Origin of the sequence: Streptomyces cavernae, from assembly GCF_004023625.1 — a bacterium.
GTDB classification, from domain to species: domain Bacteria; phylum Actinomycetota; class Actinomycetes; order Streptomycetales; family Streptomycetaceae; genus Streptomyces; species Streptomyces cavernae.
Genome location: NZ_RPDJ01000082.1, coordinates 1 through 16,572, shown reverse-complemented (window position 1 = coordinate 16,572; position 16,572 = coordinate 1). Strand labels below are relative to the sequence as shown.

Annotated in this window: 14 protein-coding genes and 3 pseudogenes; 7 read left to right on the top strand and 10 right to left on the bottom strand. The window is 66.6% G+C overall.

Going from position 1 to position 16,572, the window contains the following annotated elements:
- Window positions 1-768 precede the first annotated feature (768 nt).
- The 4 genes from EF387_RS45065 to EF387_RS45045 all read right to left on the bottom strand — a co-directional run bounded on the left by EF387_RS45065 (window position 769) and on the right by EF387_RS45045 (window position 6,704).
- Window positions 769-1,392, bottom strand: coding sequence for a hypothetical protein (locus EF387_RS45065; RefSeq protein ID WP_128382374.1), 624 nt, complete (start codon window positions 1,390-1,392; stop codon window positions 769-771).
- A gap of 247 nt (window positions 1,393-1,639) precedes the next feature.
- Complete coding sequence (locus tag EF387_RS45060) at window positions 1,640-3,016, bottom strand: IS1380 family transposase (RefSeq protein WP_128382373.1); 1,377 nt, start codon at window positions 3,014-3,016, stop codon at window positions 1,640-1,642.
- Window positions 3,017-4,243: 1,227 nt separating this feature from the next.
- Window positions 4,244-4,579: a helix-turn-helix domain-containing protein gene (locus tag EF387_RS45050; protein WP_420802709.1), complete on the bottom strand. Its 336-nt coding sequence runs from the start codon at window positions 4,577-4,579 to the stop codon at window positions 4,244-4,246.
- A 445-nt stretch (window positions 4,580-5,024) separates the two neighbouring features.
- The gene (locus EF387_RS45045) at window positions 5,025-6,704 is read right to left on the bottom strand and encodes an alpha/beta hydrolase (RefSeq protein WP_128382372.1); all 1,680 of its coding nucleotides are present in this window, start codon (window positions 6,702-6,704) and stop codon (window positions 5,025-5,027) included.
- A 219-nt stretch (window positions 6,705-6,923) separates the two neighbouring features.
- Here EF387_RS45045 and EF387_RS45040 point away from each other — a divergent pair, with 219 nt between their 5' ends.
- Window positions 6,924-7,229: a hypothetical protein gene (locus EF387_RS45040; protein WP_128382371.1), complete on the top strand. Its 306-nt coding sequence runs from the start codon at window positions 6,924-6,926 to the stop codon at window positions 7,227-7,229.
- Between the two features lie 252 nt (window positions 7,230-7,481).
- Here EF387_RS45040 and EF387_RS49635 read toward each other — a convergent pair whose 3' ends face one another.
- Window positions 7,482-7,610 (bottom strand): hypothetical protein, encoded by a 129-nt coding sequence (locus EF387_RS49635; RefSeq protein ID WP_274388997.1) that lies wholly within the window; start codon window positions 7,608-7,610, stop codon window positions 7,482-7,484.
- 10 nt (window positions 7,611-7,620) lie between these two features.
- Between EF387_RS49635 and EF387_RS45035 the strand changes: the two genes are divergently transcribed.
- The 4 genes and pseudogenes from EF387_RS45035 to EF387_RS47285 all read left to right on the top strand — a co-directional run bounded on the left by EF387_RS45035 (window position 7,621) and on the right by EF387_RS47285 (window position 10,182).
- Complete coding sequence (locus EF387_RS45035) at window positions 7,621-8,142, top strand: helix-turn-helix domain-containing protein (protein ID WP_238432072.1); 522 nt, start codon at window positions 7,621-7,623, stop codon at window positions 8,140-8,142.
- 156 nt (window positions 8,143-8,298) lie between these two features.
- A protein-coding gene (locus tag EF387_RS45030; RefSeq protein WP_238432071.1) for an IS5 family transposase occupies window positions 8,299-9,095 on the top strand; the annotation gives its coding sequence in 2 pieces (ribosomal slippage) (window positions 8,299-8,634 and window positions 8,637-9,095; 795 coding nt in all).
- A gap of 409 nt (window positions 9,096-9,504) precedes the next feature.
- Window positions 9,505-9,609, top strand: a pseudogene (locus EF387_RS45025) (IS5/IS1182 family transposase); the annotation flags it as partial.
- Window positions 9,610-9,729: 120 nt separating this feature from the next.
- Window positions 9,730-10,182, top strand: coding sequence for an RICIN domain-containing protein (locus EF387_RS47285; protein ID WP_162467350.1), 453 nt, complete (start codon window positions 9,730-9,732; stop codon window positions 10,180-10,182).
- A 176-nt stretch (window positions 10,183-10,358) separates the two neighbouring features.
- Here the strand turns inward: EF387_RS47285 and EF387_RS45020 are convergent.
- The 3 genes and pseudogenes from EF387_RS45020 to EF387_RS45010 form a co-directional block, all read right to left on the bottom strand.
- Window positions 10,359-10,487, bottom strand: a pseudogene (locus EF387_RS45020) (IS5/IS1182 family transposase); the annotation flags it as partial.
- Between the two features lie 155 nt (window positions 10,488-10,642).
- A pseudogene (locus tag EF387_RS45015) lies at window positions 10,643-11,041 on the bottom strand (transposase); the annotation flags it as partial.
- Between the two features lie 788 nt (window positions 11,042-11,829).
- Window positions 11,830-13,005: a site-specific integrase gene (locus tag EF387_RS45010; RefSeq protein WP_128382370.1), complete on the bottom strand. Its 1,176-nt coding sequence runs from the start codon at window positions 13,003-13,005 to the stop codon at window positions 11,830-11,832.
- An 885-nt stretch (window positions 13,006-13,890) separates the two neighbouring features.
- On the opposite strand from EF387_RS45010, the gene EF387_RS47280 reads away from it, so the two are divergent.
- Entirely contained in the window at window positions 13,891-14,241 is a 351-nt protein-coding gene (locus EF387_RS47280; RefSeq protein WP_162467351.1) for a hypothetical protein, read from the top strand.
- A 238-nt stretch (window positions 14,242-14,479) separates the two neighbouring features.
- Window positions 14,480-14,782: a hypothetical protein gene (locus tag EF387_RS44990; RefSeq protein ID WP_128382366.1), complete on the top strand. Its 303-nt coding sequence runs from the start codon at window positions 14,480-14,482 to the stop codon at window positions 14,780-14,782.
- Here EF387_RS44990 and EF387_RS44985 read toward each other — a convergent pair.
- Both EF387_RS44985 and EF387_RS44980 read right to left on the bottom strand, forming a co-directional pair.
- Complete coding sequence (locus tag EF387_RS44985; RefSeq protein ID WP_128382365.1) at window positions 14,779-15,132, bottom strand: DUF6221 family protein; 354 nt, start codon at window positions 15,130-15,132, stop codon at window positions 14,779-14,781. The two genes, EF387_RS44990 and EF387_RS44985, sit on opposite strands and share 4 nt — an antisense overlap.
- Before the next feature lie 335 nt (window positions 15,133-15,467).
- Entirely contained in the window at window positions 15,468-15,650 is a 183-nt protein-coding gene (locus EF387_RS44980) for a hypothetical protein (RefSeq protein ID WP_128382364.1), read from the bottom strand.
- Between the last annotated feature and the right edge of the window lie 922 nt (window positions 15,651-16,572).

Genomic DNA, 16,572 nt, shown 5'->3' with positions numbered 1-16,572 from the left:
ACGGGTCCCCTCGGGGCTTGTGGAGAGCCGGGTGCGGTGCCAAGTCGCATGCCCGGTTCGGGAAGCGGCTCCGGGGAAACGGGCCGGTCGAAAGACCGGAACCGCGCCCCGGGCCGACTTCACCAGCTACGGTTCTCGGACGCATACGATGCGCCGACCGTTGCCGCGTTGGGGGACCTGACATGCGCTGCATCACCCGTATGACCATCGCGCCCCGCGACTCTGGCTTTCGCCGTTTCGGCCTGCTCAACAAGCGACGACGGCGCAGGTCGGTACTGGGACGGCTACCAGATTGGAGGCGCCGAAGCGTCCCGCTATGCCAAGTCGACTGGCGACTGGCCCTTGAACGGCAAGAGCTGTCGGCGGTCGCTCGGGACCGAAGGCAAGCCCAGGCGTGCCAGGTTCGAATGTTGATGGACCTGTCAGGTCGCGGCGTGCGTGTCACGAATGGTAGTGATGCACCCATTCATGACGTCGTGGTTCGGTTCGGGGAACAACCGGCTTCGATTGCCTAGGAAGTGCTCTGGGACGAGCGCCATGGGAAGAGTTCACCAGAAGCGCCCCGCGCGGCGATGCCAGAATCGATCGTCCGACCGATTATCTCTTCTGGTCTCGGGTCGCCGTCATGGACGCCGGGAAGACGTTCCACTTTGGAGCCGAAGCATTCGAGCCGGCACAGCCGGACGCATACTTCACGGACGATGCCGGGGTGCGTTGGCGGCTGGACGCGCACGCGAAGCTGAGCGAGCATCCAGAAGAGTAAAGGCTTTAACCGCATGACGGCAGTGGATCGTCTACAGGCGTCATTGAGAGTGGGTCGGATTCGCCGGAAAGAAGCTTGTCAACCTCCTTGCCCTCAGTGCTCTCGACGATGTTCCCGTCATCGTCCGTTTTCCAATGCTTGCCAGCCATCTTGAAATGGAGGGAATACAACCCGGCCCCCTTACTGAAGACCTCTTCACCCTTTTCATGCAGGTCGAGCGTGACCCTTGTGCAGGGATTTACCACCCACACGTCGGCGTACTGCCTAGTGGTCTTGTTAAGGAGGACCACCCTGTGGGCGGGGAAGAAACTTCTGTTCTCGATCACGACCATTTTTTTCCTCGGCTGCGCCGGAGCCGGGGTCAACTCCGACGCAATCGAAGCCGGGGGCGGCCCCGGCGGAGGCGTTGGCTTCTGCTCTTCCGAGTACCAGGTGACCAGATAAGAACTGGTCAGCCGGTTCGAACGGTCTGCCACGTCGTTCGCCTTATCTGAGGCATCGCTGGCTCGTGTGACACCCCAGGCCGACAGTCCCAGGGCCACCACCGACGCAAAGGCGGCGACGATCTCCCAGGGGTTCCACTTCCTGCGGTTCGATTTCGGATCGCTGTTCGTTTCGTGTTCGGACACAGCCACTCCATGCATGTAAGGGATCGCTTCATAGTTCCCTTCGGAGTCGACCCGCAACGCGATATCCCTCGATTAGCCTCGATCTTGCATGAGGGTCCGTCAGCTTGCTGGCGGACCTTTTCGGCTCGTTCGGGGCGGAGATTCCTGCCGGTGTGCAGGCTGACGGCCCGGCTGCCGCGTCGGGTGGGCGCCGGGTTCCACGCTCCGGTCGTGTGTGGTGCTGCTCGCAGGGACGGGAAATTGCTGGTCAGCCAGGGTTCGGCAGAGCCGTGAGCCGTTGCAGGGCGTCGGTGATCACGTCGGTCCAGGGCCAGTGCCTGGCGAAGCGGAGGATGCGGCGGCGTCCGGTAGTGACGAGCTGAGCGGCCGCGGAGAACAGCCGCAGCCGCAGACGGCGAGGCTCCCAGCGGCGGGCCTGGCCGGTGAGAGCGAGCAGGGGCATCCAGGCCAGGAGGTCCAGAGCGATCTGGACGATCTCCAGCCAGATCTGGTTCTGTGCGGCGTCGTGGAGCGGGAGGTTGCGCAGGCCGGTGGCGCGGGCAGCTCGGATGCGGTCCTCGGCCCGGGCCCGCTGGCGGTGCCGCAGCTCCAGCTCGGCGATCGGAGCGTTCTTGGTGTTGGTGGCGAAGCAGGTCAAGCGCATGCCGTCGGTGTCGGTGAAGCGCAACTGGGCGCCGGGGTGCGGCCGTTCCTTCCGCACGATCAGCCGCATGCCCGTGGGCCAGCCCTTGAGGCAGTCGCCGTCGAGTTCGGCCACCCAAGCGCCGTCGCGGATCTCGCCGTCGGGCTCGACGGCCGGCGTCCAGGCCGATGCGGGAACCTTCAGGACAGAGGCGTGCATAGCGTCGGTGATGGTCATGCCGACCGAGTAGGACAACCACCGGCCGCGGGCGGAAAGCCAGTCCACGAACTCGTGGGTGCCTCCGCCCGAGTCGGTGCGGATCAGCGTCTGCCGTCCCCGTCGGTACTTCTTCGGCAGCTGCCTCAGGGCGAGCCGGGCGGCTTCGATGTGGTCGGCGGCGGTGTTGCTGCCCGCGTTCCCGGGCCGCAGCAGCCCGACCACCGGCTCCCCGGACCCGCCCCGGCCGTGGTCGACGAACCCCATCAGCGGGTGGTGCCCGAAGGTCTTCTTCCAGGTCGCGGCCGCATCCTGCTTCTCGGAATGCGCGAGGACGAGCACCCCGTCCAGGTCCACGATCACCTGCCCGGCCGCGGGCGGCGCGGCGTCACCGGCCAGCCCCCATACGTGTTCGCGGACTTGAGCGCGGGCCTGCCGCAGTGCAGTCAGCGCGCGGTTCCCGCTCGCAGTCAGCGTGTCGATCAGCCGGGACACCGTCGGATCGGAGGCCACCGGCCCGAACACCGCGGGCTCGGCCCGCGGCATGCCCACGTCTGCCAGGCAGTCTCCGCCCAGTGCGACCGCGAGCGCCACGTCCAGCAGGACTTTGCCCGGATCAAGCACCGTCCGCGGCTTGCGCCACGGCGTCAATGCCGCCGATATCGCCTGATCCAGACCTGTTTTGCGGATCGTCTCCACCAGCAGCACCCCGCCAGCCTGGGAGACCACCCCGCGACCGCCGCCTTCAGTACGGACACGCGGGTAAGACCCGATACGCTTCCTCACCTGGAGAGTGCTTCTTTCATGCGACGACCTGGACCGTAGACAAGTCCCATCGTTGCAGGTCAGGAGCACTCTTCGCGTTTCTGGTCATCCACTGGACGCCCTGCCACGTGAAAGCGCGAGGCTAGCCTCGCGCTTTCACAAAGCGGACTTCCGGCTAGAAAGCGAGTGCTTTTCAAGCTGGCGGTGCTGACCGCGAGTTGGACCAGTGGCTGCGTCAAGTTCCTTGATCGCGTGGAGAGTTGGCGATCGGCCAATAGGGGCGGATAGTAGAGCATGCACGGGGGTTCGTGATCATGACTCCGTTGTCGACCACGTAGCGGACCGCGTCGATCATCTGTCGGTGGCAGTAGCCCTCCGGCCGGCCGCCCCGCCCCTCCTACCAGGCCGGAACCGGCAGCACGGCCCGAATGACCTGCCACTCTGCTTCCGTCATGTCGGAGCCATAGCGCGGGGTACGGTCCGGCCGGTCTGCCGCGTTGCCGAACCTGTGCGCGAGGCAGTCACACGACAGGGAGGGCGAGTTGGACTCCAGGCACGCGAGCGCGAGAAACTGCGGCAGCAGGGCCTCCTGGCGCTTGGTTTGGTTCGCACCCCCGAGCTACCAAGAGGCCCTGTTGTCATGCGCCGACTCTCGCGCGATCACCCGATCAGGAACCCTGTTCGACCAGGCCAGCCGCGTGATCGATAAGCGGATGGCGTCTAAGGGCTGACGGCGGCGTCGTGAGCGGCTGGTTGCCCGATATGTCCCGTGCCGTGTCGGGACTGGCCGTCGCGTGACGCTGCGGGGCGTCGGGTTCCACGGGCCCGAGGGTGGTTCGATGCTCTCCTCTGCGGTGCCGTCGGGGCGGTGGCCGACCGTCAGGTGAGGGCCGGCAGTTGGGTGGCCCGCTGCCACGCGGTGGTGAATGTGATATCCACCACAAGATCATGACCGAGGCGGCTACTCGGCGTCACCGCCGACTACGGGCTAACAGGCTAGATCCGAGGACCGTACAGACCCACGGTGTAGCCCGTGGGCGCGATCGCCAGACCGTCTTCCAGCATGTCGTTGCAGTACTCGGCGAGGCACCGCCGCCTACGCGGTCCATGCCATCGACGATGTCCTCGGTAACCCGGTACATGATGTCCGGGACTTTGCCCTTGAAGTGGTGGTAAAGGGCAGCAGGAGCCACTCGACGCGCCGGGTGATGGGTGGGGCGTTGTTGCAGCCCTGACCCGGCTGGGTGGTCACCGTGCCATCATCGGCTCCGGTGCGCTGTGAGCGCGACGGTAGGCCAGTGGTGACAGGCCCAGGTACGTGTGGAAGTGCTTGCGCAGGGCGACGGGGTCGCCGAAGCCGCAGACGGTGGCGATCCGTGCGACGGTCAGGTCGGTGGACTCCAGCAGCAGGCGCGCGTGCGCCAGCCGCCGCTGCGCCAGCCACTTCAGCGGGCTGCTGCCCACCTCACTGCGGAACCGCCGGGTGAATGTGCGCACGCTCATGTGCGCGTGCCGGGCCATGTCCTCCAGTGTGACCGGCTCGGCCAGCCGGTCCAGCGCCCACTGTCGGGTCGCCGAAGACAAGGTCCGACCCCACCTGGAAGACCTGGGCCACCACCCGGAACCGATCCCCGCCCGCCTGATCGACCCCAGCGACCTCGCCAACTACGTCATGCACGCGACAGCCGCACACCGCGAAGGCAAATCAACCCACTAATTCATCGACGCCCCCCAGTGCCGGTGCCAGAAGGCGGTATGTGACGTGATGCCACGTTTGTTGTCGCTGGAACGTGTGGCACAGGCGTATCGGGACTGATCGGGGAGTCCTGTCGCGCTGGAGTGTTCTTCGTGAGCGACCGCCAGCCCTACAAGAGCGACTTGTCCGACGAGCGGTGGGCCCTGATCGAGCCCGAGCAGGGCTTGTTCACCAAGCCGCAGTCGTAGCCGCCTGGTCAGGCCACGACCAGCCCGACAGTCCAGCTGCAAGCGCGAAACGGGCAGCACGTCACTTACCGCCCTGAGTCTCGGATCAATAAGCGTCCTGCGTTTCGCATGACTCATCGCGTGCCGGGAGTTTTCCGCTGGTCAAGTACTGGTTGACTGTGCGGTCGATGCATGCGTTGCCGTACTGCCCGTAGAGGGCGTGCCGGTTGGCGCCGTTCAGGGTGAGCAGTTTGGAGCTCGGCAGCAGCCGGTGGAGTTCGGAGCTGCTCTTGTAGGTGGTCCTCGGGTCGCCGGTGGCGGCCACGATCAGTATGGCGGCGTCGTCACGCACTTGGATGGGTTTTTCCGGTGGGGTTTTCCAGAAGGCGCACGGGGTGATGTTGTTGGCGAGGGGGCCGAACAGGGGATGGGTACGGCGGCTGGCTTCGATGTCCTGCCAGTACTGCTCGATGTCGCGCGATGCCGTGCCGTCCGCGCAGGCGAGAGCGGTTTGTACAGTGCCGAGGTTGGTGTCCTCGTCGGTGAAGAAGATCCCGAGAACTGCGGCAAACTCTGCTGACAGCGCGGCCGGTTGCCCGTCCGCGGCTTTCGCGAGGACGGATACCTGGGCGGCAAGGGCTTCACGGGCCGCGTCCTTGTCGTCCGAGAGTCCCATGAACAGCAAGAGTGGTACCTGGGTGTCGTCGATTCGGAAGACATCGGGGGCAGTGCCCACGGTCAGCGGGTCGCGTGCGGCGGTCGACGTGATCCGGTCGATGGTTGCCAGCACCTGGTCACGGGTGCGGCCGAGGGAGTAGGTGCCGTCGCGTTCTGCAACCCACGTCGCCCAGGCGTCCAGGGCCTGCTCGTTCTCCGGTTCGAGCCCCTTCAGCAGTTGAGGGTCATAGCTACTGGGGGCGACGGCCCCGTCGAGCACCATGCGGTCGAAACGGCCGGGGAACATCTGGGTGTAGACCGTGCCCAGGTAGGTGCCGTACGAGTAGCCCAGGTAGGAGATCCGACGTTCGTCCAGCGCGCCGCGGATGACGTCCATGTCGCGGGCCGTGTTGCGTGTGTTGATGTGAGCCAGCACCGATGCGTTGGTGGTCCGGCACTTGTCGGCCAGGCTCTTTTGCAGCCCGACCTGACGATCGAAACTGGCCCGGCTGTTGCCGGCCGAGAAGATCGAGTTGCCGATGGGCCAGCCACAGTCCAGCGGGGTACTGCGCCCGACGAAACGCGGATCGAATCCGATGATGTCGTAGCGGGATCCGAGTTCTCCCATCGCCGATCGTGCGTCCGGCGGGGACTCCAGAGCAGGAACGCCGGGACCGCCGTTGTTGAGCAGAATCGAGCCGATACGACGACGGGTGTCGGTGGCTTGGAGGCGCGATATCGCCACGGTGATGGTGCGGCCTTGAGGGGCCGCGTAGTCGAGTGGCACGGTCACGTTCGCGCACTGTACGCCGGTCTTGTCCAGGTCCTGGCCGGTGGTGTCGGCGGAGTCCTGTGCGCACTTCCCCCAAGCAAGGTCCTGATTGTAGAAACGGCCGAGCCGCACGGTACTGGCCGCGTTCTTGCCCGTAGCAGCCTCGCGTTCTGCGAGGGTGGCTTCAGGGCTGGCACTGGTCTCTTCGCGGCCGGAACCGGTGTCTTCGGGGCTGGAACCGGCGGCTTTGGGGCCGGCATCGATGGCCTCAGATCCGGCGCCGGTGCAGGCCGTGAGGCCTGCCAGAACCAGAGCCGCTGCTGCGGTACGGTGGGTCACCGCACGTAATGTGATCATGGCGCTGTTCCTCGGGATGGGCGCGTTTCAGGCGCGGGAACTCGGCGTCCAGGGCCGTTGTGTGGAGATCCATCCGGCCCGGTCGCCTTCTTGTGCAACCGATGCTAGAAGTTCCGCAGCACATGATCATTGGAGCTCTCCCCACGATTTAGGTGGGGATACCCCGCCCCCCGGGGGTAGGGGGTATCCCCAGGGACGCATCGCGGAACTCACCGCGCATTGGAGGAGTTCGGCCGGGTCGCCGAAGAGGTCCGCATCACCCGCAAGACGCTGCTGGCGCTGCCTGATCCGTCCCCGCCGACGCCGCCGGCCGCGAAGGTGCCGGACCATCCGGCCTACCGGCAGATCATGGCAGTATTCGCCGCGGCCGACGCCCCGCTGCGGGCACGGGCGGTCTGCGAGGCGATGGATCTGGAGATCGCGCCCAGCAACGTCAACAACGTCCGGCTGAAGCTCAAGCGGCTGGTCGAACGCGGAATCCTGACCGAGCCCGAGCAGGGGTTGTTCACCCAGCCACGGCCCTAGCTGTATTGATCACGAGCGTTGTTGACGCCTGCCGGGCTTGATCATGGCGAAGACCTCCGGTGTGGTGGAGCTGTCTAGGACTTCCCAGAACCTGACCCCTGAGATGCTGCCCCCGATCAGCCAGTTCCTGCACCACCACCTGTCGCCAAGGGTCCGAAGCACCTCTGCTTCCGAGGCGCTCAGGGCCCAGGTCGGTGGCCCCTCTTCTGGGCCGCGGTGGCTGTACTCCAGCAGGGTTTTGCGGCGTTCAGGTCATGCCTCGACTGTCACCTCGGCGAGCAGAGCCCACAGCTCCTCTGTGCCGTAGACGTGGGCGTGTGTCTGTGCCGTGTCCAGCCCGCGGCGCAGCGTCTTCTCGGCGCTGTCCAAGTCAGGACGCACAGCCGAGGCGGTGACCTGCCTGGAACGCTCGGGACAGATCGCCACATGGACGGGCAGCGGACGGGCACGGCTCAGGTATCTGCTGGCCTCGGCCCGGGTCCTGCGCCAGGACGCTCCCGATACCGCCCGCGGGAACCTGCGCGAGGCCGTGGACCTCGCACGCCCCCGCAACCTGCCCTTCGAAACGGCGACCACCCTCCTGGCCGCTGCCACAGCGGGCGCGGTCCCGGCCACGCTGCTGCACGAGGCGTACGACCTGTTCGGCCAGACCGGTGCCACCCTGTGGCGCTTCCACACGAGGACTGCGCTGCGCGAGGCCAGACTGACCATCCCCGGCCGCAGACAGGCCACCGCCGAGAACGACCACCTGCTGGCCACTCTGATCGCCGAACAGCTCACCAACCGTCAGATCGCCACCGTCCTGCATACCAAAGAAGACGCAGTGGCCAACCGTCTGACCCGGCTGTTCGCCCGCACTGGAAAACGCTCCCGCACCGAACTCGCCGCCTCGGTACTCACCGGCTCCCTCTGACACAGCAAGGCCCTGCGCTGCCGGGCTTGTACCGGTCGCACGGTCGCTGCCGCGATTCCGGGTCCCGACCGGCAGCGAACATCCGGTTCGCGACAGGTTTCCCTGTACTTAGACGTCGTCTCATTTGGGGCGCTGGGTAGTCTGCACGACGTGGTGATGGTTGAGCGCTTGGTGCCGGACGAGTTGTGGGAACTGTTCGAGCGGGTGGTCCCGCCTGCTCCATCGCGGCCGCAGGGCGGCGGTCGGCGGCGGTATGGGGATCGCGAGGTGCTGGCCCCGATCATCTTCGTGGCCACTACGGGCTGCACCTGGCGGCAGCTGCCGCCGGTCTTCGGCCCGTCGGGGCCGACCGCGCACCGGCGCTTCACCGAGTGGACCGCCGCCCGGGTCTGGGCGAAGCTGCACCGCCTCATCCTCGACGAACTGGGCTCGCGCGGGGAGCTGGACTGGTCTCGGTGCGCAATCGACTCGGTGAACGTGCGGGCCTTGAAAGGGGGGACCTGACAGGTCCGAATCCTGTGGACCGAGGCAAGAAGGGCTCGAAGGTCCACTTGATCACCGAGCGGACCGGTTTACCCCTCTCGATCGGGATCTCCGGCGCGAACCTGCACGACAGCCAGGCGCTCGAGTCGCTCGTGCGCGGCATCCCGCCGATCCGATCCCGCCGCGGCCCGCGCAGACGACGACCCGCCAAGTTGCACGCGGACAAGGGCTACGACTACGACCACCTGCGCCGATGGCTACGCAAGCGAGGCATCCGGCACCGCATCGCCCGCAAGGGCATCGAGTCCTCCACCCGGCTGGGCCGGCATCGCTGGACGATCGAGCGCACGATGTCCTGGCTGGGCGGCTGCCGCCGTTTGCACCGCCGCTACGAACGCAAGCCCGAACACTTCCTGGCCTTCACCGCCATCGCCTGCAGCCTCATCTGCTACCGGAGGCTCACCAAATGAGACGACGTCTTAGCCGCTGAACGGCCCAGGCCGCTGAAACGGCTGCTCACGCCTGGCACGATCGTGGCCCGTGGCACCCGTGAGACACGGAGTACGGCACCGCGCAGCCGTCAGTCGCCGTTGCCCACCATGTGGGTCGCGCAGCTGGACCACGCTGTTTCCTGATTCGAGGCGGACGAATTATCGGTGGCGTTAGCCGGTATCAATGCGCCCCGAATCCGGTTGAATCCGCATCCGACAAGGAGGAGCTATGAAGACGCTGGGATGTGGGTTTCGGTTTTATGTGCGCCCTACATCCAATGGCCGCATGCAACTCTCTTGACCGCGAGTTGGACTGCCCTGCGCAACGGCAAAGCTCCTGGTAGACGGGTTCTCGACCAAGATCACCCGCGTCGGCCAAGAGCTTCGCGTGCTTGTCTACCCGTCCGGCGTCGATGTGTCCAGCTCGGCCCTGCGCTTCCTCTCCGCCCGTCTGCGGCAGCATTGCCGTGCTCTCGCCTCCCGGTGGCATCGGCGCACACGCCATCCGGGAAACGCTTCCCCAGTTTCCCAACTCATAGCGATCAAATCACCTCTGGCACCGTTGTGGCCGACGTCTCCCGGTGGGGCGTTGGTACTGAACAAGGAGGCATGCATGAATCAGACATTTAGGCGTTTGTCCCGGGGCGCGCTGACGGCAGTCGCCGCCTCAGCCGTCGTAATGGGACCCACCGCATCCAGCGCGAGCGCGGCGGAAAACACCTGGATCAGGAACCTGAACACCGGCGAATGCGTCACCGCCATCGCGCCCAGTTCGGCCCGCGGGCTCGGCTGCACGTTCGGCGACCGATCACAGCTCTGGGACCGGCGCGGGAGCAGCATCGTCAAGGCGTACACGAACCAGTGCCTGGACAGCAACTACGACGGACACGTCTACTGGATCGAATGCAACGGCGGTAACTACCAGAACTGGCGATACTCGGGCAATCGCGTGCAGAACGCACAGACCGGTATGTGGCTCATTCAGCAGCCCGGCTCTGGCTGGATACACACCAATAGCAATGCCAACGCCAATAACAACACGTGGGAATTCTCCGGCGGCGAGTAGTCGTACGTGAGGCTCGCACGGTCACTTCCAGCAGCCACCAGTGCTTCGGGCGGCGCGATCCTCCCACTCCGCCCCGGTCATATCCTCGGCTCGTTCGCAGGCTCTTGGTCTTTGGCCTCGTCGGAGGCGTGAGCGGGCCAGCTCCGAGCTGAAAGCGCGTTGGCCGGTCTTCGTGTCGCGATCACCGCACGCTCGGACGGCCGGAGTTTGCAGCGTCGGTCACCCTCACGGGTGACGATCAGCATCGTCACCCACTCCACGAGTGCGTGCGGGAGGTCGAGTGCGGCAGGATACGAGACTAACAGGGCTCCTGAGCTGGAGAGTTGAGACCTAGACACCTCCCTCAACGGCACGGGAGCCCTGTCCGTTGCCTACGGTCCCGCCGTCACCCGTCCGGGGGCCACGCTGAAAACCCTCAGTGAGCGTTTTCAGCGTGGCCACTGATTCCTAATGCTGTCTGTCAAGCCACAAGTGGCGGTGGAGGTGTCGGTTCGTAGCACCGTCCGTCGCGTAGGAGGGCCCAGAGAACGTTGACGCGGCGGCGGGCGAGGGCGAGGACGGCCTGGATGTGGCGCTTGCCCTCGGGACGTTTGCGGTCGTAGAACCGGCGGGAGTCCTCGCAGTACCGGATGCTGAACAGCGCCGAGATGTAGAAGACACGCTGGAGTCTGCGGTTGTAGCGCCGCGGTCGGCGCAGGTTGCCGCTGATCTTCCCGGAGTCGCGGGGAACCGGGGCGACGCCGCCGAAGCCGGCGAGGCGGTCGGCGGTGCCGAAGACGGTCATGTCGCCGCCGGTGGCGGCCAGGAACTCGGCGCCGAGAATGACACCCAGGCCGGGCATGCTGGTGACCACGTCCGCAACGCACAAGGCCCCTGTGCCGCCACGCAACCCCGCACGACTCGAACTCTCAAGAAGAGCCGAATGAGCGCCTGTGACAAGTCGGATGCCTCGTTTGTGACAACCAGGCTGCTTCGGCCGCCCCTGTTCGCCAGCTCAGCTGGTCCCGCTGGTGACAACTATCGTGCTTCGGCTTACGTATCGGCGGGGCGAGGGGGCGTGGTCCCCGCGGTCACGTCCGCCGATGAAACTCGACGGCCGCCACCGCACAAGCAACCGAGGCGATGCCGAGGACGAACGGGGCCGGCGAGATAGGGGTGGCCAGGTCGACCAACCAATCTCAGGAGAACATGGCTACGACCAGAAGGACGCCTGAGACCACGGCCAAGCCGTACACGGCGATCCGCCTGAACCGTACCGAGCCCACTGCGCATCCTCCCTCAGCCGTCGCCGACTCGCCGATCACCCGAGGCCAACCACCCGAGCGGGGCAGACGCTGTTCCTCGATGGCTTCACCAGCCTCGCCCGCAGGCACAGCTTGAGCAGACGACGGCGGCCGGGCCTGTATGACCCGAGCGCTACAGAGGGTCCCCCTGGGGACCGCCGAGATCACTCGCATCGGTGATAGCGCGACACCTGTTGCATCGGCTACCGTCCGTCTTACCCGCGCTGAGCTGCACAAAGTCACGACCAATCGCTTCGCGCCTCACTGCTTCCCCTAGAGAAGGCCCGTCCCGGCCGGAACGTCAGCGTGACGTGGAATTCCTCCGCCTCGACCGGCTCCGGGGGCGGGTGGGCGGCCGGGGTGCTCACTGCTGCGTCTCCCGCCGCTTCGCCGCCACCAGGTGCCACGGATTCTCGGCACGGGACTGCGCCCGGTCCAAGTACTCCCTCTTCACCACGGACGAGCCGGGCTTCCAGCGGCCCTGCTTGGTGGGGTCGCCCCCAGCCGCGGCGATGCGCTGGGCGCCGGTGCGGCGCAGGCTGTGCGCGGTGATCTGCTGCCAGTTGGGCAGGCCAGCGGCGAAGGCACGGCCACGGACCATGTCGTTGATGGCGTCCCCGGAGACGTGCTCGCCGTGGGCGGTGGCCGTGGACCGGTTCTGCAGAGTGCCGGCAACAGTAAGTGCACGGTACGCCGCGCCGTCGCGAACACCGAGCCGCCACAGGCAGTTCAGCCACGCCCGGGTCGCGTCGACTGGGCAGAGGAGGACGTCGTCGGGCTCGGCCGGGGCCCACGACTCCTCACCGATCGCATCCTGGTCGGTCTTGGACATGGCGACCCAGTGCGCTACACCGTCGTCGTCGACCTCGATCTGCGCAATGAGCAGGTCGCCCAGCTCGCGACGGCGGTGGAGGTAGGCGCGGCCGGCGATGAGGGCCCAGCGGTCGCGGATGCCGATGGGGTGGCGCTGGTCGCAAGTGGCCACCATGGCACCGAAGTTGTCGTCGGGGATGGCTGGCGCCTTCTTCACCCGGTTCCGCTTGTTCCAGGTCTTGGCGTACTCCTTGATGAGACCGTTGACCACGGCGGTGCCGGGTTTGGCGTCCTCGGGCTGCATGGAGCGGACCGCGCTCTTGTGGGCCTTGATGGTGTTCGGGCTGTACGTGCCCCGGGCGATGAGGGCGGCGATGTACTCGATGTACGTGGCGGTCGTGCACGGGTTGGCGACGCGGCCCATCTCGGCGCACCAGCGCTCGAACATCCCGCGTTGTGAGCGGTAGTTGCGGTCGGTGTTCTTCGGTTTCGACTGCTTGTCGATGGCTTGGGCGGTCTCTTCCGAGACGTAGAAGTCCGCCGCGGTGTACGTCGGCCGCTCGGTGGTGGGGAGCTCTCCCGGGCGCAGGACCGTGTGCTGTGTGATGACCGGTCGCGCGAGGGCGCCGGCAAGGATGCGAGCCGGGTCGGCGAGGACGGCCGGGAGCGCGTCGTTGTCGACGACTTCACCCTCGACTACCTCGATGCTCTCGTCGGCGTCATCCACGCGAGAATCCCTCTCAGCCAACCACCCTCGTATATTGACGATTATACGGGGGTGAACACCGATCGGCGCCGGTAACATGACCGCCTGACGCTCTGTCGTGGCGGATGAGCCCCCATGGTCGCCCGTCAGCCTTGCCTTGCACCAAGGGGTTTCCTTGCACACGCTCTTCGACACCGAGCTCACGCCGGACCAGCAAAACCTCCTCAGCGCCATCGGCCGGCCGTGGCTGGACCGGGGCGACTGGCTGCTGTGGGCCAACGTTCAGTTATACTTTGACCAGAGCCACAAGGACGCCGACGCCATCCTCCATAGCCTGCCGCATGAGGAACAAGGCGTTCGCCTCCGGCTACGGCTTCACCGCCCCCATGCGCGCACCCATCAACCCGGGCGACAAGGTACGGCTGACCGTGGCCGCCTCCCTCGTCGTCCCGGGAATGCGGCTCCTGGTCGGTGAGCCGTTCGTGCGCGTCCTGCGCCACATGATCGACCTGTACACCCACAGACCAATCCGCTTCGACGAGGTCCCCACGGTCATCCTGCGCTCCGGCGAACTGTCGGCCGCGTTGCCCAACCTCAAGCCGTGGTTCGTCGAGGCGCTGCCCGACCTGTTCACCTACGAGCCGGGCATCAACACCAGTGGCGCCAACCTGCCCGACGGTTCCTGGGAGCGGGAGGTGACCCGCAGCGTGCTGCAGTTCCGCTCCGTGCACAGCGTGGAGGACTACATCGCCAAGACGTGCGAGATCACCGCGACGGCCGCCCAGTTCGCCCAGCCCTCCATCGAGGCGCAGGCGCCGCCGGTCGGCCGCGCCCGAGCGCGGGCTGTATATCGACGATGCCCTCCTGGACGACCTGGAGAAGGCAGCCTCGAAGACCCCGTGGAAGGTGCACAAGCTCCTCGCTTTATGCCGGGAGCTGAACGACAACTACACCGCCGGGAACCCCTACGCCAGCGCCGCACTGATCCGGGCCGTCCTCGACCACATCCCGCCCGTCTTCGGACACCGGGCCTTCAAGCAGGTGGCGGCCCAGCACGTGTTCGCCATGAAGCAGACCGACAAGGCGCACGCCAGGAACCTCGCGGACTTCAAGGACATCGCCGATGACGTGATGCACCGGCCCATCGGCACGACCGTGCCCGTCATCGACATGCACGACCTCCCGGCGCCCACCCGCCTCCGGGCGGTCCTGGGGGAGCTGGTGACGGTCCTGCGGAAGAGCGCGGGCACGCTGTAACGCCGCGGCGGGCTCGCCGCACGGGCGCGTCAGCGGTCTGTCTTCTCCGCGATCCACCGCTCCAGCGCGGCCTGCTGCCGAGATCAACGGGCAGATCCGTGCGCTGCTCGAGCGCACCCGGAGGCGGCTGTCGGATGTGGAGCGTGCCGAGTACGAGGGGCTGCTGGCCGAGTGGGCGGTCGCCGACGCGGCCGAGCGGCTGTGCGGAGACGTCGTGAAGGCGGCGTAACCTTTCCGCGTGGCAATCGAACTTCCCGAAGATCTGATCGAAGAGCAGCGCAAGGCGAACGCGGCGCATGCGGAACTCCTGGCCCTGCGGGAGCGGTTCAGCCACGCAGGCGGGCAGGAAGCCATGGTGCCACCCGGGGAGTGGACAGCCGAGCAGCGGGCCGCATGGGACGCCCAACAGGCCGCTTGGCGGGACCTCCTCGGACCACTCCACGCACGGGTCACCCAGGCCGCTGAAGAGCTAGGGGCGTCCAGGTACCAGGTGGAGATGGAGCTGAAGCAAGCCGCCAAAGCGGAGACAGTCGCGGCCTAGCTCTCCAGCCAGGCCGAGTCGAAGTCCGGGTGGTCGCGGTAGACGCCGGCGAGCGTGTCGATGATTGGAAGCAGGTTGTATCCGGCCTCGGCGTTCTGGGCCCAGAGGAGTAGCCGCCGCTTGGCTTCCACCTCGACCAGAACGCGGGCCGGGTCGTGGCGGGCAATGTGCTCACCGAAGACTGGGACCATCCGCTCCGCCACGGTGAGGGTGCTGCCCGTGCGCAGCGCCGGTTGCTCATGGGTCCACGACTCGCCTCCGGTCTGCCGAGCGGTAGCTCTCCGCGCAATCCGCTCGTCCTCGTCGAGGCGTGCACGCAGGAAGTTGACGAGCTTGTCGGCAGAGTCCACAGGTCCTCCAAGTCGAGCGCCCCGCGCCGGGCATCACTCCGGGCGGGGCATCAGCAAGCGCCAGTGACCCTGCCAGAGTCCGAGGCGGCACCGACAACGGGGCGGTCAGCGAGTCGACAGGCGGTACTCGTCGACGGGCGGCGACGGCAGGGCCATCTCCCTTGCCGACTGCGCCTGCTGGGCAGCCTGCAGTTGGGCCACGGACGCCGGCTCCGGACTGTAGCCGCGCACAAGCTGCCGCCGGGCGCGGCCGACATTCGGATACGGACGGTAAGCCATGGTCACTCCCCTGCTCGGTCGCGCCCAGGATGGCAGACCTACTCCTCTGCCTTCGGTCAGACGGCGAGTACTTCACCCTCCAGCTCGTCGGTGAGTACGACGTGGGCGTCCCGGTGCCGACCAATCAGGGTCTTGAATTTGCTCTCTGCTACGGTGCGGCTCGCCCACCATCCGCGCATCACGAGCTGGTCGCCCCTGTACAGGGTGACCTGGTAGCGCTCGAAATCGCGGTCGTCCATGCAGGCAGGCTACGGGGCTCCGCGGATGGCGCTCGACGGCACGCCCGGTCCACCCGACGTTGCGACTGTCCTGTGCCGTCGAAGTTTGAGCGTGTGCCACGGAAGTTTGATCGGGTTGCCCTTAGGGCTCCGGTGGCGTGGAATCCGCTACCCAGGTCGTTCGCCCAGGGTCCCATGTCAGGTCGCAGAGCTGCCCTGAGCGGGCGATGGTTGCGAGCCATCCCTCCTGAGTCCACCGAACGAGGCCCGGAGCATCGGATCCTTGCTCCTCTAGTCGCTCAAAGCGCATGGTGAGCAACTGCGGGAGTGCCTCCGCGGGAGTGTCGGCGTCGAGCCTAATTCGCGTGCCTCCCGGAGTTGCCAGGGAGATTCCGGAGATTCCGGAAGGATCGCTCGTGCGCGATGTTGATCGTTCCAGTTCGCGCCGCAGGATCCGCCTTAGAGCGCCGCGCGTTGCGTCATCGAGGCGTTCTCCGATCCTGGTACCGACCGCAGTTCCCAAGGCTTGCAAGAAAGGAAGAAGCGTAGCGGCAGCTGCGAAGTACGCCACCTGGGAGCTGCTAGTCCCCAAATCGATTGCAGGAGGCACCCCAGGCTGCACCTGGAAGACAGGTAAAGGCGAAGCAGTGGGGAGCGGTCTCTCCAGCTCTGAGGTCTCTGGGTTCTCGCGCGGGGGCGTGTCGGGCACGGTGCGCTCCCTCCTCCTCCGCGTCTGTTCTGACCACTGTAGCCAGAGGCAGGCCGTTACCCGTGGGTTGCCCAGACTTCGGTGCTACGCGATCAATGTTCGATGGCACAGGAGTGCGCCACGAAGTGCCGCGTAATCGAGTGGAGGTGAAAGGCCGACACCGCCGGGCCGTCGCAGCGGCCTGGTGAAGCTGGGGGCAGCCTGACCCGGGGAACGCCGGGGAGGGTGGCAAGC

Bases quoted from the DNA above. Each gene is read 5' to 3' on its own strand.
- EF387_RS45045 (WP_128382372.1), bottom strand. From the start codon at position 6,704: ATGATCACATTACGTGCGGTGACCCACCGTACCGCAGCAGCGGCTCTG.
- EF387_RS47285 (WP_162467350.1), top strand. From the start codon at position 9,730: ATGAATCAGACATTTAGGCGTTTGTCCCGGGGCGCGCTGACGGCAGTC.
- EF387_RS44980 (WP_128382364.1), bottom strand. From the start codon at position 15,650: ATGGACGACCGCGATTTCGAGCGCTACCAGGTCACCCTGTACAGGGGC.